This window comes from Chamaesiphon sp. GL140_3_metabinner_50 (assembly GCF_025361915.1).
Lineage (GTDB): Bacteria > Cyanobacteriota > Cyanobacteriia > Cyanobacteriales > Chamaesiphonaceae > Chamaesiphon.
Window position 1 is genome coordinate 1 of record NZ_JANYJC010000304.1, and the last position, 24,215, is coordinate 24,215.

The following is a 24,215-nucleotide window of genomic DNA, read 5'->3' on the forward strand; positions in this document are numbered from 1 at the left end:
ATATAGCAATCCTAAATTATTTCCGTGCTTATTAGTATTTAAATACTGATAGATTTAACCGCAAAGGCGCAGAGAGCGCAAATCGCTGCGGTTAAATCTATCTAGATCTCAATTATGCTTGCCAAATATGACATCGCCAAATAGCAACGTCATGCCCAGATCGATCGCGAAAATCGCCATTCCAGAGACGATGACAGCCGCTGTCGCCGACTCGCCAACTTGTTTGACCCCCCCGTAAGTCGTCATCCCCCAGCCGCAGCCCACAGTGCCAATAGCCACCCCAAACAGTACGCCTTTAACTGCCAAATTGATAATATCGGCGGCTTTGAGAGAGCTACGAGCGGAATCTAAAAAAATTGCAGGTGGTAATTGGTAAAATTGTGCTGCGGCAAAAACGCCCCCCAAGATGCCGCAAACCGAACCCAGCACGATCAGAATCGGTACCATCGCGCTACAGGCGAGTACTCGTGGTAAAACTAAATAATCGATCGGATCGGTTCTGAGCGTATATAGTGCATCGATTTGCTCGCTGACTTTCATCGCGCCAATTTCTGCGGCAAATGCCGAACTCACTTGCCCAGCAACGACGCAAGCTGTCAAAATCGGTGCGAGTTCTTGACAAAAGGCGAGCGCAAATACGCCCCCAACCGAATTGATAATACCCGTCGGCTCTAGCTGTCTGGCTGTCTGAATTGTAAAAATAATCCCCGCCATAAAATTTGCCAACAGCACGGGAATCATCGATGCTGGGCCAGTTTTGAACAAATGCTCGGAGATCTTACGCCAGCATGTCTTACACTGAATTAAATGTAACCAAACTTGACCGACAAGTAGCAAGGTAAAGCCAAATCGTTGATATTCGTAAGGATAAGAATTATTGCCAGATCTAGGAGCCATGTCGAGATGGGGGTGAGCGCGATGCTAACGCCACTCTATTGTATGAAAGTTAATTGGGTAAAATTGTTTCATCTTGAGAAGTTGTGGATTTCCACCCAGGAAAAGCGTACTACTAAATCGCTGTAGGCTATGCTAGAGTTAATACAAACACATCTAAATATAGATTACCGTTGAGGATTTAAAATGATTGACTCTGGAGAACGTGGTAGTAGTGGCAAACGGAAACTATTTTCTTTGTTGTGCCACGGTTCGATTTTTTTAGGTTCGTTGCTATTTACTTCAGCAATTCCATTAGTAATTTTGATATTATTTGACGATCCAGTTATTAAAGAAACTGCCAAAGAAACACTTAATTATCACTTTAATATTTGGCTGTACGGTGCGATTTCTGCCGGGATGATTGCTTTTTTCACAGTACTGTTTTTTACAATTCCCCTGAACTTCTTAATCGGTGGAGCCTTGGGAATTTTTACTTTAGTACCGCCAATTTTCGGGATTTTAGCAACGTTAAATAATCCCGACCAACCTTACCGTTACCCATTTATTTGGAGAATTTTATAAATTTAGCAGCATCGGTGGTGTCGAGATTCTATCTGCTTTACACCGCTTTGCCAAACTAACCGCTCTTCAGACATGCTGCTTGAGATTAAAACTCATTTAGTGCCGAGCTAACTAATACCACGCTCGAATATTTGGGCTTCAACTCAGGCTGTTATTGGCAACAGTTCGATCGATCTAAATTTAACAATTCCAGCATTCGAGATTTTTTAGGCTAGCGAATCCCCACAACTTTAATTGCTATTGAGTAATATTGATGTGGGGGATTTGCTAATTTTGCTTTCTGGACGATCCGATCGTCAGAGACTTATTCCGCAGCGTCTTCTTCATCAGGCTGAGGATAGACAAAGCTAGTAGATCTGCCTGTCAGCACGGATTTACCCAATGATAGTGCTTTTTTAGCTTGGATTGCGGCTTTGTTGCGCCAAGTCGCGCGACGTTTGTCACGTTTAGATTTAGATGTTTTCTTCTTAGGAACTGCCATAGTAGTATATATATTTAGGCACAGCCTTTCTAGTATAACAGGTGTTAGGTGTTAGGCTTTAGGTTTTGGGTTTTAGGCTTTAGGTTTTAGGAAATTGAACCCCCGTCCCCCCGTCTTCCCGTCTTCCCGTCTCCCCAGAGGAGATGTTACGTCAAAATACTCAAAGTTGCCGAACCCACTGCACGATCGCAAATTTGAGTGGCTAAAATTAGGGAACGAAAGCTCCAATGTCTGGAGATCGAAATTGTCACGACAACCAAGTCGTAACCAAACTGAGATTTAATAACTATATTAGCGTAATGTTGGCTGGTGAGACCCTATGGCAGACACAGATTATATATCCAATCGAACTTTGAATCTTACCAATGAAGAAACCCAGATCGTTGGATATTTTGCCCAAGGTCAAAAACACTTCATCTCCAGCCAAAACTTAAAGCTAGAATATACCGATACCTCGATTAGGTTGAGCGATCGTGATGGTAAATTACTCGGTATTAGTAAGCAAGTAAATCAGTGGCAGCGAAAGGTGCTGATTAGTAACAACTCAGTCTACAGACCGAGTATTCTCGAAGCATTGATGGAACTAGGCTTTATTAATAGGCAAAAGTCCTCTCATCCAGAATTTAGCGAACACCATCTTTATCAGGTTCCCGATACTTATAAAGTAAATTATACCGAAGTAATTAAGTTATGGAAAGTTTGGTGGAACCACAAACGCTATCAGCTCAACCAGCCCAATCCGCCCATCGACGTGCTAACCTTTACCAAAGGTAATTGGTACCTAATTAGAGATTTACAGCCCAAACAGGGGAACTTTGTCATTACCACCGAACGGGGAGAAATCGCGATCGAACCAGAAGAGTATGTAGTTTGGCTCGATGCGCTGGACCGCCAGCAAACAGAACCAAAACCGACTAATTCGACTTCATCATTCACATTAGAACCACCTCAAACTTCACCGACAAATCGATCGGTACCAATCGATTCAAACATCCTTTTATCTAGCCGAAATCTGACGATAGGCAGCTCGACACCATTAAAATCGGCAGCTACCAGAGTTCCTAACGAGGATACCGAGCGATTAAAGTGGGTGGAACCGATCGAAGAGCTAGATTTAGAGTCATACTTGAATACCTTTAATACCGAGGATAGTGAAGATGTCGATCGGATCGAGGGCATCTATAATATTGGCGAACTGCTCAGTGGCAATACCATTGACGAAAATGTGCTGCCACCAGCACCACAACCAGTCAAGATCCCCACGCCCACGCCAGAGCCAAACGCTGTCGCAGCCGTACCCATCGAACCTGTAGCAACTCCATCGCCCACACCGACTAAACCAGAGCTGTCAATGGCACAACGTCAGGCTCAACTCAAGTATAAAGCCATGACTGTATTGGCTAAATATCTGCAAGAAGGCGATCGAACTACATTGACAGAGGTATTGACAAACGGACAAGGGCAAGAGCTAAATCGGAAAGTTACGCAAATTCAGCGGGGTTGCCCCAGTTGGGCGATCGACCAAATTCACAAACTTCAGGAGTAATGCCTAAGGCTCGGCGATCCCAGCAGATTTAAGAGTACCAGATTGTGAATTTTGATGCCGATCGCGCTCATATATCCACCAACATAAATGTCAAGTATCTCGTCAATTAGTCAATACAAGGGTAAAGTTGAGTTATCTGAGGAGATAGGTTTATTACAATGATCGGTCAGTTACTAGCGGGACATTATCGCGTACTCCAAATCTTAGGTGTTGGGGGCTTCGGGCAAACTTATATTACCGAAGACTTGCACCTACCGGGGAATCCTAAATGCGTACTCAAACATCTCAAACCAGCTAGTGCGGATCGATCGATATTAGATATCGCCCGCAAACTGTTTGAGAAAGAAGCAATTGTCTTGCAGCAATTGGGCAATCACGATCGGATTCCCCGGTTACTTGCCAACTTTGAAGAGCAAAAAGAATTTTATTTAGTTCAAGAATACATCCCCGGACATCCGCTATCTGCCGAACTTAAAGATAGTACCAAGTGGGGCGAACAGCAAGTTATCGAACTCCTCCAAGAGATTTTGGATATTTTAGTATTTATCCACTCTCAGGGCGTAATTCATCGCGATATTAAGCCCGATAACATTATGCGTCGCCAAGCCGATCGCCGCCTGATTCTAATCGACTTTGGAGCGATCAAACAAGTCCGCAATCAGCACGCCCCAAACGCACAACAGACGATGACAGTTGCCATCGGCACCCCTGGCTATATGCCGAGCGAACAAGCCTCTGGCAATCCTCGCGCTAGCAGCGATCTCTATGGATTGGGGGCGATCGCGATTCAAGCTCTAACGGGTGTCAATCCTTACGATTTAACCAGCGACGATCGGACGGGAGAACTTAAATGGGAACATCTCACAGCAGCTAATCCCCGCCTAATTGCCATCGTACAGCGGATGACGCGCTATCACTTCAAAGATCGCTATCATACAGCTACAGAGGCTCTCCAAGCCCTTCAGGGCTTAATTACGGGCGCATCTGCCCCGCGCGCTACATACGTCCAGACACCACCCGTCACAGCACCCCAGCATCAAAGTATCGAATCAAAGGCAACTACTGTTGCACCACGGACGACTTTCACCACGCCACCAGGCGCGAAATCGCAGGTAGCACCATCCCCCACGCGAAGCTACTTTCCGCTCGTCGCTGGAATTGCCTCAATTTTAGCCGCAGTCGCCAGTTTTGCCTGGTTTAGCAAGATCCTATTAAATCAACGAGATTTTGCTACCGATGTTAAATCAGATCTGTGTCGGATCGCCACACCTACAGATTTACCTTCAACGCGAGTGCGATCGCAACCTCAGCGAGATGGCAAAATTCAAGTCAGCCTCCCACGGGGTACTAAAGTTGTCTATCTAAACGAACAAGATGCCTTTATTCAAATCCAGATGGCGGATCGATCGACTGGCTGGGTTTACAATAATCAAGTCGGTAGCTGTAACGCGCCAATAGCCACACCTCAGCCGAAGCCGAGTCCATCGGTGACTAAGCTACCCACACCCATCGCCACACCTACACCCAAAGTCGGGCGTTCGCCAGTAGCTACCCCAACACCCACACCGACACCCACACCGACACCGACACCTACACCTACACCCACACCTAACCCATCTGAATCGCCAGTACCGATCGAAGTTCCGACACCTTCACCTTCACCGATTCCAACGCCTGCAACTACACCTTCACCTTCACCGATTCCAACACCTGCAACTACACCAACTCCATCAGTCAACCCATCAGGAACCGAGAAATCATCTGAAAACAAAAATAATCCCGATCGTTGTTTAGCAGTTCCGCCACCTAAGGATTGCTTATGGTAGTGGGGATTCAATGACATTTATTACACCTATAAGTCGAGGATGAATCTGATGATTCAGACAACCCCAGAACGAAAAAAAAGTTTTTCGAGTTTTACTTATAAAGAAGCCTTTAAACAGTTGGGATTGCTGGAGCTAGAGAGGTGGTCGATCGAGGCTGAACCCGTAGCTATTAGTGACTTTTTCAAACAAAGACTCGATCGCCTCAGCAGGTTCGATCTAGAGAGTTTAGAAGTATCTAAGACATTGCTAATCGATGCGATTTGTGAGGAAGGATTGGAGGGATTCGATCGATTGAAGGTGTGGAAAGGTGCCTACCTAGAAGGTGAGAAAACTTGCGGTAATGCAGACTATTTAATTGCCGAGCGGCGGGGCTATCTAGAAGCACCTTATGTATGTGCGATTGAGGCGAAGAAGGATAACTTTGAGCAGGGAGCGGCACAGTGTCTGGTAGAAATGCAGGCTTGTCAGTGGGTGAATCGACAATTGGGGCGAGAGATCGCAATTTATGGAATTGTCACCAATGGTGAGGGCTGGAAGTTTTATCGGCTGCAAGTAGATGGCGTGGTGTCTGAATCGCTATTACATGGAATTGGGGAAATGTCGATCTTACTGGGGTTGTTACGAGTTTTCTTTGGGTTGTGCGAACAGAACTTAAACTAGGCAATAATTTCAGGAATCACAGCCATAAAAATAACAGGAGGGGCAACTCATGAATTACCCCTCCTGCTGTAGATAAATTAAAGAAAACTCAGTCGATTATTCTAAGCCAGCGTAAATCGCCAGATCGCCTAATTCATCTTCGATCCGTAACAGGCGGTTGTATTTTGCCACCCGTTCGCTGCGGCATAACGAACCAGTCTTGATTTGTCCCGCGCGAGTTGCGACGGCTAAATCGGCGATGGTGGTATCTTCAGTTTCACCAGAGCGATGACTGATAATCGATTTAAAGCTATTGCGAGTAGCCAGATCGATCGTTTGGAGGGTTTCGGTAAGAGTACCGATTTGGTTGAGTTTAATTAAAATAGCATTCGCCGATTTTTGGTCGATCCCTTGGCGCAAGCGTTCGGTATTAGTCACAAATAAATCGTCGCCGACTAGTTGGACTTTCGAGCCAATTTTTTGGGTGAGTAATTGCCAGTTTGCCCAATCATCCTCATGTAAACCATCTTCGATCGAGATAATCGGATATTTGGTAGTTAAATCGGCTAAATAGTCGATAAATTCACCAGGGGTATGGCTGCTACCGTCGTAGATATAGCTACCATCTTGGTAGAATTCACTCGCCGCGACATCTAGCGCGAGGGCAACTTGTTCCCCAGGTTTGTAGCCAGCCGATTCGATCGCCGCCATGAGCAATTCCAATGATGCCTGATTGGACTCTAAATTGGGCGCAAAGCCACCTTCATCGCCCACACCAGTCAGAAGACCCTTTTCGTCTAAAACTTTGCTCAGAGAGGCAAATACTTCGGCTCCCCACCGCAGAGCTTCTTTAAAGGAAGTCGCACCCACAGGCACGATCATAAATTCTTGAAAATCAATGTTATTGGCAGCATGAGAGCCACCATTGATTACATTCATCAATGGTACTGGCAATAAGTTAGCCAGTGGGCCGCCTAAATAACGGTAGAGCGGCACTCCCAGAGCATTAGCAACAGCTTTGGAATTAGCTAAAGATACCGCTAGAATAGCATTAGCCCCTAGTTTAGATTTAGTTGGCGTACCATCTAATTCAATCATCGATCGATCGATCGCGATTTGATCGAAACCATCCATTCCTTCTAGAGCTGGCGCGATTTTATCCTGAATATTGGCAACAGCTTTGAGGACACCTTTACCCCCATAGCGACTGGGATCGTCATCCCGCAATTCATGAGCTTCAAAACTGCCTGTCGAGGCACCACTAGGGACTTGAGCTAGCCCAAATCCACCATTGGCTAAGTATACTTCCGCTTCTACTGTCGGGCGACCGCGAGAATCGAGAATCTCTCTGGCTCGAATTTCCGCAATCGCCATATCTGGCATATTCATAGTCATTCCCTCATTTTTGGATTGCGTTGGCATAGCCTACCGTAGGTAGTCGATCCTTCCGTAAACTAATGTAGCTTGACACCCTAATTATCCGTTCCTCGGCAACAATTGGTGCCAACAGGTTATCATACGCCCTGACGACACCTTAAATAGCAAAATTAGTCACCAAATTTTTAAACAAGGCGATGCGGTTATTACACACAATGCTCCGAGTCGGCGATTTAGCAGCTTCAATTCAGTTCTACTGCGAGGTTTTAGGCATGAAGCTACTCCGCAAACAAGATTTTCCCGATGGCAAGTTTACCCTAGCTTTTGTCGGTTATGGGACAGAATCGGACAATACGGTCATCGAATTGACTCATAATTGGGATACTTCAGCCTACACGATCGGCGATGCCTACGGTCATGTCGCGATCGGGGTGGATGATATCTACGCTACCTGCGATGCAATTGCGGCTAAAGGCGGAAAAGTAATTCGCGCTCCCGGTGCGATGAATCACGGGACAACGGTAATCGCCTTCGTGGAAGATCCGACTGGCTATAAAGTCGAATTAATTCAAGTCGGCAAGTAATACCAAGATCTGTAGGGGCGAGTTTATGCAACAAATATCGCTCACACCAAAAATCTAATTCAAACCCGCCCAATCCCACTAGTAAATAGCCCAAAACCTCATACCTCATACCTCATACCCAATACCTAGTACCTAAAGCCTAATACCTAAAGCCTAACCAATGTCACAAATACCGATTGCAGTAGAAGTAGAACGACATCGCGCCGCCATGACGCGGGTAGAATTATCTCGTCCGGTGAGACTCGCGATCGAGTCGGGTATTATTACGACAGATACAACTATTTTTGACTATGGTTGTGGGGTTGGTGGCGATGTCAAAAGATTGAAATCATCGGGCTATAACTGCGAGGGATGGGATCCTTATTATTTTCCAGATGATGAGATTCGATCGGCTGATATTGTTAATTTAAGCTATATCATTAATGTCATCGAAGATCCGATCGAACGCGATCGAGCATTAAGTCATGCTTGGGAATTGGCGCAAGGTGTGTTAATTGTCGCCGCACAGATTTTAGTCAACGATCTGAGCGGGATGTTAGCTTATAGCGATGGCATTTTAACTAAGCGGAATACCTTTCAGAAATATTATCAACAGATCGAATTAAAAGAATATATCGATCGAGTTTTAGCTGTCGATTCAATTCCGATGGGACTAGGGATATTTTTAGTATTTCGAGACGAATCTCAAGCTGAAAGTTTTCGAGCCGCACGACTATATATGCGGATGAGTACGCCGCGCGTGCGAATTGAGAGTAAGCGATTTGAAGACTATCAAATTCAACTCGCACCACTGATGGAATTTGTTAGTCAACGGGGACGGCTGCCAATTAAAGGCGAACTGGCAGCCGAATCAGATTTAGTCACAGAATTTGGCAGTTTAAAACGCGCGTTTCAGATTATTTTAACGGCTACAGATGAAGCTGAATGGGATGCGATCGCGTATCAACGATCGTTAGATGTACAAGTATACTTAGCTCTATCGCAGTTTGGACAAAGCCGCAGCTTGCGAAATTTATCGGCATCGATTCGAGCAGATATTAAAGCCTTCTTTGGTAACTATGAAGAAGCCTGCGAAGTTGCCGACAGGTTATTATTTAAAATTGGGGAACCGGGTGTAATAAAGAAAGCTTGTCAGCAGAACAACATCGGTAAATTATTACCTACAGCACTCTACGTCCATATTTCCGCTCTCAATGAAATCGATCCCAAACTCAGATTGTATGAAGGCTGTGCCAGTCGCAATATCGGTGGTACGGAAGATGCAAATATTATCAAATTCCATACCGAAAAGCCCTGTATTTCTTACCTATATTACCCTGACTTTGAACCCGTCGCTCATCCAGCCTTACAATGGGCAATTTTAATCGATCTTAGAGATTTAAGCCTGACATTCCGCGATTACTCAAAACAAGATAACCCCCCGATCCTACATCGCAAAGAAACATTCCTCAGTCCCGATCATTCCCTCTACTCAAAATTTGCCAAATTCACCAAAGCCGAAGAGAAAGCGGGACTATTTAGCGAAACTAAAACCATCGGCAATCGACAAGGGTGGGAGCGACGACTCAAAGAGTGTGGCGTTCAAATTAAAAATCATCGACTGACTCGTAGCTAACACTCTCAGCTTACAGTAGCAAAAAAAATAAGGATAAATACTATCTATTCCATCAGTCTAACTCTATCAATTAACACATAAATCCCGATCTAACAAAATGATATCGGAGATCGATCGGGCTGACCATCTATTTTTAGAATTACCAGATGTTTTAGGGTACGACTAAGATTAAGATCGATCGAGGGTGCATCATACCCCCGCGAACCAGAAATATTTCTCTCTTAAACTGTGAAACTATATACCTACCATACTCCCGAACGTACGCCCGCCAACGAACTCCCTGTCTGTGCAATTGCGATTGACGTACTACGAGCAACCTCAACCATCTCCGCAGCACTTAACTCTGGAGCCGAGGCAATTCAAGCTTTTAGCGATATGGATACGTTGATGAAAGTGAGTGACAAGTGGGCACCAGAACTACGTTTGCGCGGTGGAGAGCGGGGTGGTGCGAAAGTCGCTGGCTGCGATTTGGGAAATTCGCCATTAGACTGCACGCCAGAAGTAGTCAAGGGTAAACGCTTATTTATCAGTACCACTAACGGTACTCGTACCTTACAGCGCGTACAAGACGCGAAAATCGTCCTCGCCGCAGCTTTAGTCAATCGTCAGGCGATCGTCGATTATGTGCTTTCCCAGGAACCAGAGACAGTCTGGATGGTAGGATCGGGATGGGAAGGAGATTACTCTTTAGAGGATACCGTGTGTGCGGGCGCGATCGCCGATAGTATTATTACTAAATTAGGTGTCCCGTTAGCCGAAGTTGCTGGTAATGATGAACTAGTAGGTTCGATCGCCTTATATCGCCAGTGGAAAGATAATCTTTTGGACTTATTCTATCTCGCCAGTCACGGACAACGGTTGGTAAGACTCGAATGTTTTGCCGATCTCAAATTCTGTGCGACTCCCGATACATTAAATATCGTTCCGATTCAAACTAGTGTAGGAGTATTGCAAGCACTTTCTCATTAACAATACTGTGGTGTTAGGTTCCCAACTTCTTGAAGGAAGTTGGGGTCTATAGTAGTTCCGTAGGGTGGGCAGTGCCCACCAATTAAATCATCGGCGATGTTCATTCAATTTTGTCAATATTTAAACCCTAATTGGTGGGCAGTGCCCACCCTACATTAAGTATGGTAAATACCAAACATTTGGTTTACATTTTACCTTATCTAAATCAGGGTGGCACCGAAAGACAGGCATTAAGTCTCGTCAAAGAATTTCAGCATCGTTATCGGATAACATTACTCGCACCGACAGGAAAGGGTTTACCACCTTTTTTAGAACAGCAGCTTACCTACTGTGAATTTACCGCCTGGGAACGCAACTTTTTCAAAGGTTTGCGCGAACTAATTGCCGGAATTAAAGCCGCTCAAAAACGTCAGTCTATCGATCTCATTCACGTACATGGCGCACACGAATTAATGATTCCTGTGCGGTTATTATTTCCCAAATTGCCGATCGTATTTACCGTACATGGCTATCATGGAGCCAGCGCAGATGTTAGCTATCGCCTCGCCTGTTTGTTTGCGAATCTCTGGGCAACTAAGGTAATTTCTGTTTGTCAAACTGAGTCCGATATTCTAGTCAAACTTGGCATGAATCCAGCCAAGCTAGAGATGATTTATAACGGTGTACCGACACCAACACTCGATCGATCTAAAATCGATTCTTTAGCATATCAATTTCAATTAGATCCCAGCACTCAAACAATTATTGGTACCGCTGCCAGACTAGCTGAAGCCAAAGGATTGACTTACTTATTACAAGCATTTGCACGAGTAGCTAAAGATAAACCCAACTTACGATTAGTTATCGCTGGTGTGGGAGAATTAGAGCAACAACTCAAACAACAAGCTCAAGATTTAGGAGTTGCCGATCGGACTATCTTTGCTGGATATGTTAACGATTTACCAGAATTGATGAGCTTATTTAACTTCTTTGTTTTACCCTCGCTCCAAGAAGCATGTAGTTTAGCCTGTGCAGAAGCAATGGCTCAACAAAAAGCGGCAATTGGCACCACAATCGGTGGTATTGTCGAACAAATTGTTGATGGTAAAACGGGTTTTCTAATTCCGCCCAAAGATGTAGATACATTAGCTGATAAAATACAGCATTTACTCGATCGGCCAGAATTAGTCAATGAATTTGCGCGAAATGGCAGGGCAAGGTATGAAGAGTATTTTGCACTCGATCGGATGTTAATTAAAACCGAAGAATTATATTATAAACTGTTAACCTAGTCTTTCTCTCTTCTCTCTGCGCTCTCTGCGCCTCTGCGGTTAAACATGAATAGTTCAGACTTACAACAACCAACTAAAAAAGTTTTATTCATCAGCAACGGACATGGCGAAGATCTTAACGCCATTCAAATAGTCAAAGCCTTACGCCAACAACAACCACAGCTAGAAATCGGTGCAATGCCGATCGTTGGTTATGGTAATGCTTATCGTAACTTAAACATCAATATTATCGGCCCAACCGAAGCTTTACCTTCAGGTGGTTTTGTTTATAACGATCGGTTTAAACTACTAGAAGACATTAGATCGGGTTTATTTACCTTGCTATGGCGACAGATTCAGGCTATTCGTAAATATGGCGATGATTGTGAAGCGATTTTTGCCGTCGGCGATGTAGTAGTGTTACTTGGTGCCTACCTCACAGGTAAACCATATATCTCATTTATGGTATCGAGTTCGGCATATTACGAAAATAAAATGCAGTACCCCAAACTTACTGAATGGCTGCTAAAATCCGGTCGCTGTCAGCAGATATTCACACGCGATCGATATACAGCAGAGCTGTTAAATCAACAGGGTTACGATAAAGCCATCTTTGTGGGGTTTCCCGCGATGGATGCCTTGGAAATTACCGGAAAAGATCTCCAATTATCGCCCGTACCTCTAGTTGCCTTATTGCCTGGAAGTAGATTGCCTGAAGCTGGAAATAATTTACAATTATTGCTCGATCTGGCGATCGCGACAACACCTTTATTTCCAGATGGGATTCAGTTTTGTGCCGCTGTCACGCCGAATTTATGCGTGCCTGATGCGACTGGTACGATTCCGCTCCAGCAGGTAGCAGCCGCTAGCGGGTGGGAATATCATGCCACAGGCGATTTGACTCATTCCGAACATCAACTCAAGTTACGCTGCATTTATGATGCCTTTGCGGATATTTTACATCAGTGCGATTTAGTGGCGGGGATGGCGGGAACTGCGATCGAACAAGCCGTCGGATTAGGCAAGCCAATTATTCAAATTCCTGGTGCTGGCCCTCAGTTTACCTATACTTTCGCCGAAGCGCAAATGCGGCTATTAGGTTCATCCATTCAAACTATTGGGAATAAACCTGCGACGGCGGAAACAATTTCTCAAGCGGCGCAAGCCATTCAACGTACTTTAGGGGATAAAGAATATCTCCAGCAATGTCGGGAAAATGGACTAGAGCGCATCGGTGGTGCGGGTGGTGGTGACGCAATGGCGAGGATTTTTGCCGATCGATTTTTAAAAACCGATTAATGAGCTAAAATCGACTTTTGCTGACGTTAGCTATAAACTACTTGCCAACAACAGCCAAATTGGTGCAGATTGGATGGCGATAATGGCAATCAGCCAATAACAAGCAATATTATTATCAGCACCTAACGCATAGATAGTAACGATCGCAATTACTAAGCCGATCGAGTAATAACTCAAAGATAGATGATAAATTTTCTGAGATCGAGTGGTTTCATCTAATTTTACCGATTCTGATAGACGCGGATCGCTTTCCCAAAAACCGAGATAAATTAGTGCGATGGCTCCGAGGATGGAAATTATCGAGGAAACGACGAGCTGCTCTTTAGTAAGTTCGATCGCTAAAGCAGCAATCGTCGCAATCAAACTTCCTTTGCGATCGTAGATATTATTTTCCATCAAACCCTTGCCAAACTGCTTTCTGCTGTATTCATCTCTTTGCAACAGCCATAAATACCTCAGTAACCGACGGCTAAAAAACATAATCGTCGCAGCACAGATGGCAGTTATACACAAGATAATCAGCATGAAGACACAAATCGAATAGAAAAGAGGGAGGATGAGATCGTTATTTTTAGTATTCCATCATTTTATTGAGAAATTATACTAAATAGAATATATTATACTTCGTTGTAATAGAACAGCGCATACTGATACATAGTATTGAATTGACAAGCTAAATTGTGTCTGGAGCGATCGAGACTGGTAATAATATAAAAATAGTTGCAAAAGTAAATTAGTACTCTTGCAACTATTTATAATATTAGGCTAGCTCCATCGATTAAAACGTAAACGTAGAACGTAATGCCCCAATGACCGCGCCATTACTATTAGCATCTTGATTGGGTGCTGTGAGATAAATAATCCCTGGCGTGATACTCAGGCTATCGTTGATTTTAACCTGATAAAAGCCCTCGATATGCAGTCCAGCTTTGGTGTCTGTCGTGTTGTTGCCAGTGACAGGATCGATGCTAGACGCAGTAACTCGTGGCTCTTGCCCAATTAAAAATCCAGCTAAATTTCCTTTACCACCGAAATCTGGTGCCGCAGCCGTCAGTGCCCAGTTCCAGATTTGTCTGTTGCCACCAGCAGCTTGATTTTGGGTATAGCCAGCCCAACCGCCTAATGTCAACTGAGGAGACAACTGAAAAGAACCTTGTAATCCATAGTTATTGCTAATTCCACCCAAATTGGCATTTGTACTTCCCGTACCAAAATCTGCATTAAAGCTGCGAATATAAGTTACCCCAACTTTAGAATTTTCCCCAGTCTGGAATGTGAGTTGAGCCAACGCACCGTAACCACCGCCAAATAATCCATTCCCTGGAGCTGGATTATTACCATTACGCGCTAAATAGCCCAAACTGAGTTCGGTGTTATTACTTAATTTATGCCGAATTGCGGCTCCTGCACCTTGAACTGCAAAGTAAATCGAGGGACGATTGCCAAATAGAGAAATTGCACCATTAGCACCGTCAGTACCACCACCATCAAAATAAGGATTAATGGTATCAGTAAAATCGTCGGCTGCACTAGCATTGGCGGAAACGAGGATCTGTGTTTGAGGTGAGAGGGCTAAGTCATACTTGAGCTGGTCGATGCCAATACTACTGTTTGTCGTACCATCCGTCCAGCCTAAGCTACCTTCCGGGGTAGAGACAGCATTAGTACCTGCATTAGGATTTTTGTTGAATAAACCAAATCCTACAGCTTGAAGCCGAGTAGTGAGGGCACCACCACCAATATCGGTTTTGAGTTCGAGCCTAGTTCTCTGCCCTAAGGCAGTATTGCGTGAGTAATCACCAGCAACAGTGCCAGTTAAACCAAAAATTACTTCCCCTCTAAGTTTTGTTGTTAGAGAGAACGGGTTAAAAGCTGGAGCTACTGCTTTGGGTGGTTCTGCTGGTGGTGTCGCTGCTGGCGGAGCGACTGGCGTGGGTGCTGTCGGTGCTGGCGGAGCGGGTGGGGGTGTTGTTTGGGTTAACTCTGTTGTAGTAGTTGTGGGTGTGGTAGTTGCTGGCGTGGTAGTCGCCATTTTTTTGGCTTTGGGCTTGAGCCGTTTTTTCTTTTTCCTACTTAGGGCAATGAGCTGGTTTTGTTGGGATAAATCGAGCGTAGTGGTGCTAGAATTGGCTGCTGGCGAGTTAGGTGTGGCAGCTTGGGCACCAGTAATCAGTAGCATTATGGCTAAAATGCTACCTGTGGTTGTTGCCAACCAGTTAAATTTTCGGTTCATGGTACGTAAATAGTTTTTTAATTAGCAAACAGCGAAATAAAATTGCGATCGGATCAGCTAAAATCGCGTAACATTTTTTTAATTTCAATGTTATGCAACTCTTCTGTGCCGATCATCGTTCGAGCGAACTCTTCTAGATAAACGCTCGCATCCTCGACGACATCGAGGAGTCTTTTGTACATATCCAAGGCATTGCGTTCGTGGGCTAGACTCTCTTGTAAGATGTCTCTAACCGAATGTTTATAGGTTTCCTCCATTGGGGCAATTTGCAGCGAGGGATGACCTTCTAAGCCTGTGAGAATTTCACCTACTTGCTGGGCGTGCAAGAGCGATTCTGTTGCCTGCGCTTTAAAAAAATCAACGATCGGAATTCGGTTGGGGCCAGTTACCATCAGTGCATAATGTGTATATCGGACTACGCCTGCTAGTTCAAATTCCATCAGGGAGCGGAGAATATCGATCGCTTTATCTTGGTTTAAATCTTTCATTATGGATAAATTCAGAGTTGTGAGGAAGCAGCGGCTGTAGAAATCGACCACTGTTGAAAATAATTATCGATTCTCTCGACTATATTAGAACCGATCGGCTCCGATTTACTAGCAATTGGGAAATGTTTGGCTAGAAGTGCTTGCACTTGAGTGGGTTGAAGTTGGCGATAGTGAGTTTTCCCTGGAATTGCTGCCGTGCTGGGACTATTAACGATCGCCTGTGGTGCGGCTTTACATTGGTGGAGACATTTCACCGATTCAATGTGAACTTTATCTGTCAGATCGTTTTGTTCTAAATGGTTTTGCATCATCTGACAAATTTTCTCACTACCGCGACGGCGACAACTAGAACCTTGACAGACTTGAATTTTAATCGGCGCGATTGGAGTACTGACAATAAGATCGGAAATTAGATTCACAGATCGATCGATGTTAATGCTAGGTGTTACAAGTAATTCTTTGACTTTAATTTTCCGACAACCTGTATCTCGATCGATTTTTTCTTGAGTGAGTAAATTTACCAACATCCCCGGTTGCCAATCTTGAATGTGCGATCGCAACTGCTTGGCAACTTTGACTAGTAGCTCTCCACGATTGTCAGTTTCTAGTTTAAGGTAACGATGTGGCGTGCGATCGTCTCCCCAACCGAGGAAATAACCTGTCAAGGGGCGAATCAGTTTGTGCTGCGGATTGCTCATGAGATGCCATTTAAATTGCGATTGTTTCAATAAATGCTAATTATTCTTATTACTAGCTCGATTTGCTGAGTTTACTCAGCAACCAAACCCACCGATTGCCAGGACGATCGGAATTCTCGTTCGGTGGTGAAAGCTATTTATAGTCTGCTTTCTAGCAAGCTCTCTGCGATATAACCCAGAAAACGACTCTATTCTAAGTGTGCCCACAATTCACTCGGTAATGGAGTAAATTTGAATTTATTAGTAAATATAGTCATTAATTGACTCTAAGCTACTATACCAGAATTGGCAAGCAAATGACAACTATTAGCAAGATGGGAGATGAGAGATGGGAGACGGGGGGCTGACAGAGATAGAGGATCGTTCCAAAATCTATCCACTATCCACTATTCACTATTCACTAAAACCTAACCCAAGCCAGTTGGGATTTCGGATTTATGTTCGATAATTTGATTGCGATCGTTTACGATGACTACTTGAGGATGGTGTTTGAAGCACTCGGACGCTTCAAATTGAGCGTAAGTCATCACGATTAGTTTATCGCCCTTTACGCCCAATCTCGCGGCGGCTCCATTTAACTCGATCGCGCCAGAACCAGCCGCAGCAGCAATCGCGTAGGTAATAAATCTTTCGCCATTATTGATATTGACGACATGCACTTGTTCGTAAGGGATCGTGCCGACTGCTTTTAATAACAGCTCGTCGATGCTGATGCTGCCCATGTAGTGAAGGTTAGCATCTGTAATCGTGCAACTGTGAATTTTAGATGCCAATAACGTGCGTTGCATAGTTGTTGGTGGGTTGTTATTGGTGGATGACAAGTGGATTCGATCGGGATGCGGGGTAGCTTGCCCCGTGAAGGGGGATGGATTAAAGATCCATCCCCACGACAAAGGTTTATTTCTTCGCTGCTGCAACGCATTCTTGCACTAAGGGCATGACTGCATCGACATCTTTCCAGCCGAGAATTTCAGTGACTTTTTTTTCTAAATTTTTATAGGTTTTAAAAAATTCAGAGATTTCATCCAAACGGTGCTGGGCGATATCTTTGAGCGATGTCACATTTGCATAACGGGGGTCTTTATCGGGGACGCACAAAATTTTCTCATCGCGATCGCCACCATCAATCATTTCTAACATGCCGATCGGGCGACAGGCAATCACACAACCTGGAAAAGTAGGCTGATCCATTATTACCATAGCATCAAGCGGATCGCCATCGTTACCTAAGGTATTGGGGATGAAACCGTAATCGCAAGGATATTGTACCGAAGAGGATAACACCCGATCGAGTGCCATTGCATTCATGTCTTTATCAAATTCATACTTATTCTTGCTACCAGCAGGAATTTCGATTAAAACATTGATAATCCCAAATTTAGGTTGAGCGGGAATGAGCGATAAGTCCAAAACAAAATTCTCCAATTTATAAAAAGACGCAGAGGCATGAATCGCCCCTGCTTGCATTTTACTAGGGATCGGGAATTGGATATAGTCACATTTAATTACTTGTCAGCGTCCGAATTGGTCTATTTGCTCATTCGGTGACTACTGCTGGTGGTAAAGTTGGTAAAGCTTGCACACTGCTAGCTGGCGAATAGTGAACGATCGCCGCGACAGGTAAAATTAGCGTGAAAATCGCGATCGCGCTACCCCAGAATTCTCCCCATTTATGCTGCTGTTGTGGAGGAGGTTCGGTTTTAGATTTGCCAGAGGGGGCACTAGAGTCCATGAAATAAATGTATTTAACTCGACATTGGTGCTAAATTCTGAGACTAGTCAGGAATTTAATTTGCACCACTATCTACATTTTACCCATTAATGGCTCGATAGTTGTTACCTAGCTCACATTTATTCGCAAAAGGCGCGATTGCGATCGGCTAGTTGCTAAACTCGATCGGGGAAATCTAAATATTTTTAGAGCTAGAGGAAAATTTTTTATGCCGATCGAGACTTTGTTTCCACTAGCGATTTATTATGAGGATCTGCCAGATGCCGCCAAACATCAGCAAACCTTACTCGATGCGGTATTGCAACTAGAGCAATCTGGTGCCGAACGCCGCAACTACCCAGAAATGGCGTGGACGGGCGACTTACATGGTGTAGAGCAAATTCATACCAATCCAGATTTTGCGTGGATTGTCGGGCAAGTAGAGCAGCATACAGCGAACTATTTATTAGAGCTGGGTGTAGATCTAAATAAGGTAGATTTATATATTCAACGAGCATGGCCGATCGTTTCACGTACCGAGCAAGAAGTTGGTGCCCATTGCCACAATACGGCGCATATTAGTGCGGTTTACTATATTAAAGTACCTGCTGAGGGTACCTACGATCCGGGGCGACTGGTATTTATCGATGAGGCGCGGGTAAACGAGGTGAGTCCGGGGTTGGGTAGTGAAAATACCGATATCATTGCCGAAGATAACTATTTAAACCAGCTTCAGGCAGCATATTTACCCATAGAAGGGAGATTATTAATGTTTCCCGCCAAGCAGCGTCACGCGGTTACCATGAATGAAACAGAAGAGCTACGCGTCTCGTTATCTTTCGATATCGTGCTGACAGCTAACGGTGCGGCTTCAGGTGCCTACGAGTTTTTAACACCACCGCCGAGTCAGTGGCAGAAGTTTAAGTCTGGCGGTTTGAGTTAGTTGGGGAGATGGGAGATGGGAGATGGGAGATGGGAGATGGGAGATGGGAGATGGGAGATGGGAGTAGGAAATACAGAGAAACATAGAACACTCCAAAGCCTAAAACCTAACGCCTAACGCTTAACGCCCAAAAATTGGGAACATTAAGGAAAGTAAAGTAAGTCCAAGGGTGTAAGCTTCATCGCTGACACTCGCGCCTATTTAGAATTGTGACGATCGACACGGGTAAGATTTTGGTAAGCTGCCAGTTGACTTACCTTACGGCGATCGGTTAATGTTCGGGTTTAAGTAGCCTCTATCTTTAAGTTTAATTAATTTATGAAAAGATTTTTACTCCTGTTTTTATCGGCACCGACTGTTCTGACGGCGATCTTGCCCATCGTTACCGCAACAGCACCCGCTCTAGCAGGGACAAAACCTGCTGTCGATAACAAATTTTGTGTCACCGCTCACAACCGACTCGTCTGTGTCAAATCTTCGCAGTTAGCTAGCAACGATCCCAAAGCCGCTCTCATCGCTAAGGCTCAAGCCGAAGCCAAGAATCCTGATGCTTTTGTCAATTTTAGCGACAAAGAAAGCGATGCTGCGGTGGCGATGTTCGGTTGCGATTGCCCTGCATGTATTCGTTCCTTGCGCCAAATCCGTGCGATGGCTCAAGTTGGTTAGACTAGTAACTAGTCGATAGTGTAAGAGTGGATAGATGAATAATCTAGATAGTTACGATCCTAGTGGTGTCGGGCAAGTTAATGGTAATTTATTTGGCTTGCCGTTCGATTACGATTCGGCGCGAACGATCGTGTTTGGCGTACCGTGGGAAGTAACGGTTTCATATAATCCGGGAACAGCCGCCGCACCGCAACAGATTCTTGACGCTTCACCGCAATTAGACTTATACGATTTCGACAATCCCCAAGGTTGGCAGGGGGGAATCTATATGCCGCCGATCGATCTGGACATACTAGCAAAAAATAATTATTATCGTCAACAAGCAGCCTTAATTATCGATCGATTGGAGCAAGGTAAATCGCTAGATTTGGAACCAGATTTAAACCCAGTATTAGCCGAGATAAATCAGGCTGGTAAAGACATAAATCAGTGGTTGTACGATCGCACTCAAGCCGCGATGAAGGCTGGTAAAAAAGTCGGTGTTATCGGTGGCGACCATAGCGTACCATTAGGTTACATGCAAGCCTTAGCCGATCGATATCCCGACTATGGCATCTTGCATGTAGACGCTCATTCAGATTTGCGCGATGCTTATGAAGGCTTCGAGTTTTCACATGCGTCGATTATGTTTAATGCGCTGAAAATTTCCCAGATTTCTAAGTTGGTACAAGTGGGAATTCGAGATGTATCTAAAGTAGAAATCGATACGATCGAACGATCGAATGGACGTGCGATCGCCTATTACGATTCACTGCTCAAACAACAGATGTATTCAGGTAAGACTTGGCTGAGTATCTGTCAGGAGGCGATCGCTCATTTGCCGCAACAAGTTTATATTAGTTTCGATGCCGATGGATTAGATCCAAAATTATGTCCGAGTACGGGGACTCCGGTACCTGGTGGTTTAGAATTGGAACAAGCTTTTTGTTTGTGTCGTGAAGTAATTCGTAGCGGGCGAGAGATAATTGGTTTTGATGTTTGTGAAGTAGGAAATGCTGAATGGGATGGTAACGTGGGGGCGAGAATTGTTTATAAGTTAATTAATTTAATGAATTTGCAGAATGCCAAATAGATTGCGGAATATCCATTTTGTTGTCGGCACGATCTCACTCATTGTGTTTCTGGCAACAGGACAATATATGCACTGGTGGCACGGTCATTTATATGGCATGGACGATACGCCACGATTACTATTTCGCTCGGCACATGTTTATTTATTGTGGGCGGGATTGCTAAATGTCATATTGGGTTTATACCTTCAACCTTGTGAGGTGAAATGGTGTCGGATGTTGCAGCAATTAGGTTCTGTAGCCATTTTGTTGAGTCCACCCTTATTGTTATCGGCTTTTTTCATCGAACCGTGGCTGGCGCAATTAGTTCGACCTTATGCCCGACCTGCAATTTATATCGCATTTGGCGGTACACTCGCTCATATAATTGCGACGATCGGCAATGAATCGATTCTCAAACGATCGCGATTGTAATTATGGAGCTGCGGTGAGCCATGAAAGGACGAGAATGGAGCGAGATTGTAGAGTTTTATCAGTCTGTCGATAGCTCTGACACGTTGATAATGGCACAGTTTGTAGAAGAAATAGCAATCTCTTCCTACGCACAGGGACTTTATGGTGCAACTTCAATGTTTACTCTCTGTATCTCGCAGCATCAAGAATTTGAATACGATCGGAATGTATTGAGAATCGATTTTGTAAAAGGGTATTTTGTATTTACTTACAAAGAGTCGCCTTTTGCAAGCAAAGATTGGCAGAAAGAGTGTGCGGAGAATGATGGATTTAAAACATTTGAGCATGTTGTGAGCTGTCTGAATTGGTTCTTGACTAAATAACTAACGTGAGCAGATTTGTAGGTTGGGTTGAAGAATGAAACCCAACAGCCATGCACGATCTCTTTAGCAGTCAAAGCAGGTTTCGTCCTAAAGTTGTAGATTAAGAGTGGAAATCTTAATTCCCCGTATGATTGCAAGTACTTCAAAACCAGTTACCAGTGCCGAACCCACAACCACGATCGTGCTAGATGTCGCGGGGATGAAATGTGGTGGGTGCGTGAGTGCTGTCGAAAAACAATTGCTGGCTCAATCGGGCGTACAGTCTGCCTGTGTCAATCTGCTCGTTGGTGTAGCCACGATCGCCGTAACATTAGAAACATCGACAGGCATCGAGCTGGCGGCTAAGTTGACGAGCAGTGGTTTCCCGTCGCAACCCCGCACGGTTAGCGATGCGGAAGATCGATCGAAACGACTGCAACAACGTCAGGAAAAATCAGATCGCGAATCCAAACAGTTATTATTGCAACTGATTACCGCAGCAATTTTACTAGTATTATCTGCCGTCGGGCATTTTACGCAACCGACTACTCACCTGCATCATGGTGGTGCGGCGGTATTAAATAACTTTTGGTGGCATTGGAGTTTGGCAACACTGGCGATCGCCTTTCCGGGTAGATCGATTCTGGCGGATGGCTGGCGCAGTTTGTGGCATGGTAATCCTAATATGAATACCCTCGTGGGGTTGGGGATAATTACGTCTTATACGGCGAGTGTAGCTGCGCTGGTGGTGCCAAGTTTGGGGTGGGAATGTTTTTTTGAAGAACCCGTGATGATTATCGGGTTTATCACTCTGGGGCGGACTTTAGAGCGACAGGCGAAACACCGTGCGGCAACAGCATTCGATCGATTGTTATCGCTCCAGCCGACATCAGCGCGATTGATTAGTCCCGATCCAGATCGTCCCCAAGCCATCGAAATTCCAGTAGAACAGGTTAAAGTCGGCGAATATTTGCGGGTACTCCCAGGTGAGAAGATCCCCACTGACGGGGCGATTCGTTGGGGTCAGACGACGATCGATGAGTCGGCAATTACTGGGGAATCGATGCCAGTATTCAAGCAGGTAGGGGAGATCGTCACGGCGGGGACGGTGAATCAATCGGGGGCGATTTCGATCGAGGTAACGCGCACGGGTGACGATACGACACTGGCACAAATTATTGCTTTAGTAGAAGCCGCTCAAACTCGGAAGGCTCCCGTGCAGAGATTAGCCGATACGGTGGCTGGTTATTTTACTTATGGCGTACTGGCGATCGCGATTTTAACTTGTCTATTTTGGTATTTTATCGGCATCCACAACCCCAATTTAGATCCGCCAGTTTCCACCCTCGTGCCGCTTAAAGCCGCGATCGCGGTGATGGTGGTGGCGTGCCCCTGTGCGTTGGGTTTAGCCACGCCCACAGCGATTCTCGTGGGGACGGGCATTGCGGCGGAGTCGGGGTTATTGATTAAGGGTGGCGATGTATTAGAAGCGGTGCATCGGTTGGATACGGTGGTATTCGACAAGACGGGGACGCTGACTGAGGGTAAGCCTCAAGTTACCGATATTATCGCGGCTGAATCGATCGATTCGAGCCATTTATTACAACTAGCGGCGGCGGCGGAAAGTGTTACCAATCATCCGTTAGCGGTGGCGATTGGGCAAGAAGCCGTGCGATTGGGTGTAACTTTACCGACTATTCTCGATGCGCGGACTGAAATCGGCTTGGGCGTATCCGCACGGGTGCTAATTGGCGATAATTCCGATCGTGCGAGTACTCTAATTCAGGGTAATGAATATCGGGTAATTGTCGGCAATCGCCACTGGTTGACTACTAATGAAGTCGAAATTAGTCAGGAGTGGGAAGCTAAAGCCCAAAAGTTAACCACAGCGGGTAAAACTGTCATGTATGTGGCGACCGATGGTGCGATGATGGGGTTAATTGGAGTAACCGATCGATTGCGTAGTGATGCGATCGAGACTGTCAAACATTTACAGAATCTAGGATTGCGAGTAGTTTTACTTACGGGTGACAAAAAAGCAGTTGCCGAGATTATCGCCCAAAAATTGGGAATTACCGATATCTATGCCGAAGTTTTGCCTCAAGATAAAGCACGGATCGTTCGATCTTTACAAACTCACATTTCAGATCGTCCACAGCGAGTAGCGATGGTTGGAGATGGCATTAATGACGCGCCAGCACTAGCTCAAGCTGACTTAGGCATTGCGCTTAATGCTGGTACCGATGTGGCGATCGAAGTTGCTGATATTATCTTAATGCGCGATCGGTTGTTAGATGTAGTGGCTGCGATCGAATTATCTCGCGCTACTCTGAGCAAAATTCGCCAAAACCTATTCTGGGCGGCGATTTATAACCTCATCGGCATTCCTGCCGCCGCCGGAGTACTGTATTGGTTTGGATGGGGCGCGATGCTCAGTCCGTCAGCCGCTGGCGCGATGATGGCACTAAGTTCGGTAAGCGTGGTGACAAATTCACTGCTGCTCAAACTGAGAGGAAATGGGAGGGGGGAGCGAAAAGTGCGGTCTTGGGGTTTCCCCAAGTAGAGCACCTTTTCAAGACAGATGGGAGTTGGGAGTTGAGAGTTTGG

25 protein-coding genes are annotated in these 24,215 nt (G+C 45.1%); 15 read left to right on the forward strand and 10 right to left on the reverse strand.

Annotation, left to right across the window (positions count from 1 at the left end; all coding sequences use genetic code 11):
* Positions 1-108 precede the first annotated feature (108 nt).
* Positions 109-897 (reverse strand): MlaE family lipid ABC transporter permease subunit, encoded by a 789-nt coding sequence (locus tag Q0R35_RS14815; RefSeq protein WP_295619857.1) that lies wholly within the window; start codon positions 895-897, stop codon positions 109-111.
* Positions 898-1,080: 183 nt separating this feature from the next.
* Here Q0R35_RS14815 and Q0R35_RS14820 point away from each other — a divergent pair, with 183 nt between their 5' ends.
* Entirely contained in the window at positions 1,081-1,458 is a 378-nt protein-coding gene (locus tag Q0R35_RS14820) for a DUF4870 domain-containing protein (RefSeq protein WP_295619860.1), read from the forward strand.
* 304 nt (positions 1,459-1,762) lie between these two features.
* Here the strand turns inward: Q0R35_RS14820 and rpmF are convergent, their stop codons facing one another.
* Positions 1,763-1,939 carry a 50S ribosomal protein L32 gene (rpmF, locus tag Q0R35_RS14825; protein ID WP_295619862.1) on the reverse strand — a complete coding sequence of 59 codons (177 nt, stop codon included), beginning with the start codon at positions 1,937-1,939 and terminating at the stop codon, positions 1,763-1,765.
* A gap of 319 nt (positions 1,940-2,258) precedes the next feature.
* Here rpmF and Q0R35_RS14830 point away from each other — a divergent pair, with 319 nt between their 5' ends.
* The 3 genes from Q0R35_RS14830 (at position 2,259) to Q0R35_RS14840 (ending at position 5,971) form a co-directional block, all read left to right on the forward strand.
* Positions 2,259-3,485 (forward strand): hypothetical protein, encoded by a 1,227-nt coding sequence (locus Q0R35_RS14830; RefSeq protein ID WP_295619866.1) that lies wholly within the window; start codon positions 2,259-2,261, stop codon positions 3,483-3,485.
* A gap of 158 nt (positions 3,486-3,643) precedes the next feature.
* Complete coding sequence (locus Q0R35_RS14835) at positions 3,644-5,311, forward strand: serine/threonine protein kinase (RefSeq protein ID WP_295619869.1); 1,668 nt, start codon at positions 3,644-3,646, stop codon at positions 5,309-5,311.
* Between the two features lie 48 nt (positions 5,312-5,359).
* Positions 5,360-5,971, forward strand: a complete 612-nt coding sequence (locus tag Q0R35_RS14840) for a hypothetical protein (protein ID WP_295619872.1) — start codon at positions 5,360-5,362, stop codon at positions 5,969-5,971.
* Between the two features lie 96 nt (positions 5,972-6,067).
* On the opposite strand, the gene eno is transcribed toward Q0R35_RS14840, so the two are convergent.
* Positions 6,068-7,333, reverse strand: a complete 1,266-nt coding sequence (eno, locus tag Q0R35_RS14845; protein WP_295619929.1) for a phosphopyruvate hydratase — start codon at positions 7,331-7,333, stop codon at positions 6,068-6,070.
* A gap of 191 nt (positions 7,334-7,524) precedes the next feature.
* Between eno and gloA the strand changes: the two genes are divergently transcribed.
* The 5 genes from gloA (at position 7,525) to Q0R35_RS14870 (ending at position 13,044) form a co-directional block, all read left to right on the forward strand.
* The gene (gloA, locus tag Q0R35_RS14850; protein WP_295619875.1) at positions 7,525-7,911 is read left to right on the forward strand and encodes a lactoylglutathione lyase; all 387 of its coding nucleotides are present in this window, start codon (positions 7,525-7,527) and stop codon (positions 7,909-7,911) included.
* Positions 7,912-8,071: 160 nt separating this feature from the next.
* On the forward strand, positions 8,072-9,526 hold the full coding sequence (locus tag Q0R35_RS14855; RefSeq protein WP_295619878.1) for a DNA phosphorothioation-associated putative methyltransferase: 1,455 nt from the start codon (positions 8,072-8,074) through the stop codon (positions 9,524-9,526).
* A gap of 228 nt (positions 9,527-9,754) precedes the next feature.
* Complete coding sequence (locus Q0R35_RS14860) at positions 9,755-10,495, forward strand: 2-phosphosulfolactate phosphatase family protein (protein WP_295619881.1); 741 nt, start codon at positions 9,755-9,757, stop codon at positions 10,493-10,495.
* A gap of 161 nt (positions 10,496-10,656) precedes the next feature.
* The gene (locus Q0R35_RS14865; protein WP_295619884.1) at positions 10,657-11,766 is read left to right on the forward strand and encodes a glycosyltransferase family 4 protein; all 1,110 of its coding nucleotides are present in this window, start codon (positions 10,657-10,659) and stop codon (positions 11,764-11,766) included.
* Between the two features lie 45 nt (positions 11,767-11,811).
* A complete protein-coding gene (locus tag Q0R35_RS14870) occupies positions 11,812-13,044 on the forward strand; it encodes a lipid-A-disaccharide synthase-related protein (protein WP_295619887.1) in 1,233 nt (410 codons plus the stop codon).
* Positions 13,045-13,074: 30 nt separating this feature from the next.
* On the opposite strand, the gene Q0R35_RS14875 is transcribed toward Q0R35_RS14870, so the two are convergent.
* From Q0R35_RS14875 to Q0R35_RS14905, 7 genes are all read right to left on the reverse strand, one after another.
* A complete protein-coding gene (locus tag Q0R35_RS14875) occupies positions 13,075-13,569 on the reverse strand; it encodes a hypothetical protein (RefSeq protein ID WP_295619889.1) in 495 nt (164 codons plus the stop codon).
* A gap of 253 nt (positions 13,570-13,822) precedes the next feature.
* Positions 13,823-15,277 carry an iron uptake porin gene (locus tag Q0R35_RS14880; RefSeq protein ID WP_295619892.1) on the reverse strand — a complete coding sequence of 485 codons (1,455 nt, stop codon included), beginning with the start codon at positions 15,275-15,277 and terminating at the stop codon, positions 13,823-13,825.
* 53 nt (positions 15,278-15,330) lie between these two features.
* Entirely contained in the window at positions 15,331-15,765 is a 435-nt protein-coding gene (locus Q0R35_RS14885; protein WP_295619895.1) for a ferritin-like domain-containing protein, read from the reverse strand.
* An 11-nt stretch (positions 15,766-15,776) separates the two neighbouring features.
* Positions 15,777-16,493 carry a (2Fe-2S) ferredoxin domain-containing protein gene (locus tag Q0R35_RS14890; RefSeq protein ID WP_295619898.1) on the reverse strand — a complete coding sequence of 239 codons (717 nt, stop codon included), beginning with the start codon at positions 16,491-16,493 and terminating at the stop codon, positions 15,777-15,779.
* 377 nt (positions 16,494-16,870) lie between these two features.
* Positions 16,871-17,251, reverse strand: a complete 381-nt coding sequence (panD, locus tag Q0R35_RS14895; protein WP_295619901.1) for an aspartate 1-decarboxylase — start codon at positions 17,249-17,251, stop codon at positions 16,871-16,873.
* A 109-nt stretch (positions 17,252-17,360) separates the two neighbouring features.
* Complete coding sequence (locus Q0R35_RS14900; protein WP_295619904.1) at positions 17,361-17,873, reverse strand: inorganic diphosphatase; 513 nt, start codon at positions 17,871-17,873, stop codon at positions 17,361-17,363.
* Positions 17,874-18,000: 127 nt separating this feature from the next.
* The gene (locus Q0R35_RS14905; protein WP_295619907.1) at positions 18,001-18,195 is read right to left on the reverse strand and encodes a hypothetical protein; all 195 of its coding nucleotides are present in this window, start codon (positions 18,193-18,195) and stop codon (positions 18,001-18,003) included.
* Between the two features lie 208 nt (positions 18,196-18,403).
* Between Q0R35_RS14905 and Q0R35_RS14910 the strand changes: the two genes are divergently transcribed.
* The 6 genes from Q0R35_RS14910 (at position 18,404) to Q0R35_RS14935 (ending at position 24,171) form a co-directional block, all read left to right on the forward strand.
* Positions 18,404-19,117 carry a TIGR02466 family protein gene (locus Q0R35_RS14910; protein ID WP_295619910.1) on the forward strand — a complete coding sequence of 238 codons (714 nt, stop codon included), beginning with the start codon at positions 18,404-18,406 and terminating at the stop codon, positions 19,115-19,117.
* 318 nt (positions 19,118-19,435) lie between these two features.
* A complete protein-coding gene (locus Q0R35_RS14915) occupies positions 19,436-19,783 on the forward strand; it encodes a hypothetical protein (protein WP_295619913.1) in 348 nt (115 codons plus the stop codon).
* Positions 19,784-19,817: 34 nt separating this feature from the next.
* Complete coding sequence (locus tag Q0R35_RS14920) at positions 19,818-20,855, forward strand: agmatinase family protein (protein ID WP_295619916.1); 1,038 nt, start codon at positions 19,818-19,820, stop codon at positions 20,853-20,855.
* Positions 20,845-21,267, forward strand: a complete 423-nt coding sequence (locus tag Q0R35_RS14925; RefSeq protein WP_295619920.1) for a hypothetical protein — start codon at positions 20,845-20,847, stop codon at positions 21,265-21,267. The genes Q0R35_RS14920 and Q0R35_RS14925 overlap by 11 nt, the downstream gene beginning before the upstream one ends.
* A gap of 20 nt (positions 21,268-21,287) precedes the next feature.
* A complete protein-coding gene (locus Q0R35_RS14930) occupies positions 21,288-21,629 on the forward strand; it encodes a hypothetical protein (RefSeq protein ID WP_295619923.1) in 342 nt (113 codons plus the stop codon).
* Between the two features lie 127 nt (positions 21,630-21,756).
* Positions 21,757-24,171, forward strand: coding sequence for a cation-translocating P-type ATPase (locus tag Q0R35_RS14935; protein ID WP_295619926.1), 2,415 nt, complete (start codon positions 21,757-21,759; stop codon positions 24,169-24,171).
* Positions 24,172-24,215 lie beyond the last annotated feature (44 nt).

Coding starts and splice junctions, on each gene's coding strand:
- Q0R35_RS14815 (WP_295619857.1), bottom strand. CDS start 897: ATGGCTCCTAGATCTGGCAATAATTCTTATCCTTACGAATATCAACGA.
- Q0R35_RS14820 (WP_295619860.1), top strand. CDS start 1,081: ATGATTGACTCTGGAGAACGTGGTAGTAGTGGCAAACGGAAACTATTT.
- rpmF (WP_295619862.1), bottom strand. CDS start 1,939: ATGGCAGTTCCTAAGAAGAAAACATCTAAATCTAAACGTGACAAACGT.
- Q0R35_RS14830 (WP_295619866.1), top strand. CDS start 2,259: ATGGCAGACACAGATTATATATCCAATCGAACTTTGAATCTTACCAAT.
- Q0R35_RS14835 (WP_295619869.1), top strand. CDS start 3,644: ATGATCGGTCAGTTACTAGCGGGACATTATCGCGTACTCCAAATCTTA.
- Q0R35_RS14840 (WP_295619872.1), top strand. CDS start 5,360: ATGATTCAGACAACCCCAGAACGAAAAAAAAGTTTTTCGAGTTTTACT.
- eno (WP_295619929.1), bottom strand. CDS start 7,333: ATGCCAGATATGGCGATTGCGGAAATTCGAGCCAGAGAGATTCTCGAT.
- gloA (WP_295619875.1), top strand. CDS start 7,525: ATGCGGTTATTACACACAATGCTCCGAGTCGGCGATTTAGCAGCTTCA.
- Q0R35_RS14855 (WP_295619878.1), top strand. CDS start 8,072: ATGTCACAAATACCGATTGCAGTAGAAGTAGAACGACATCGCGCCGCC.
- Q0R35_RS14865 (WP_295619884.1), top strand. CDS start 10,657: ATGGTAAATACCAAACATTTGGTTTACATTTTACCTTATCTAAATCAG.
- Q0R35_RS14870 (WP_295619887.1), top strand. CDS start 11,812: ATGAATAGTTCAGACTTACAACAACCAACTAAAAAAGTTTTATTCATC.
- Q0R35_RS14875 (WP_295619889.1), bottom strand. CDS start 13,569: ATGCTGATTATCTTGTGTATAACTGCCATCTGTGCTGCGACGATTATG.
- Q0R35_RS14880 (WP_295619892.1), bottom strand. CDS start 15,277: ATGAACCGAAAATTTAACTGGTTGGCAACAACCACAGGTAGCATTTTA.
- Q0R35_RS14885 (WP_295619895.1), bottom strand. CDS start 15,765: ATGAAAGATTTAAACCAAGATAAAGCGATCGATATTCTCCGCTCCCTG.
- panD (WP_295619901.1), bottom strand. CDS start 17,251: ATGCAACGCACGTTATTGGCATCTAAAATTCACAGTTGCACGATTACA.
- Q0R35_RS14905 (WP_295619907.1), bottom strand. CDS start 18,195: ATGGACTCTAGTGCCCCCTCTGGCAAATCTAAAACCGAACCTCCTCCA.
- Q0R35_RS14910 (WP_295619910.1), top strand. CDS start 18,404: ATGCCGATCGAGACTTTGTTTCCACTAGCGATTTATTATGAGGATCTG.
- Q0R35_RS14915 (WP_295619913.1), top strand. CDS start 19,436: ATGAAAAGATTTTTACTCCTGTTTTTATCGGCACCGACTGTTCTGACG.
- Q0R35_RS14920 (WP_295619916.1), top strand. CDS start 19,818: ATGAATAATCTAGATAGTTACGATCCTAGTGGTGTCGGGCAAGTTAAT.
- Q0R35_RS14925 (WP_295619920.1), top strand. CDS start 20,845: ATGCCAAATAGATTGCGGAATATCCATTTTGTTGTCGGCACGATCTCA.
- Q0R35_RS14930 (WP_295619923.1), top strand. CDS start 21,288: ATGAAAGGACGAGAATGGAGCGAGATTGTAGAGTTTTATCAGTCTGTC.
- Q0R35_RS14935 (WP_295619926.1), top strand. CDS start 21,757: ATGATTGCAAGTACTTCAAAACCAGTTACCAGTGCCGAACCCACAACC.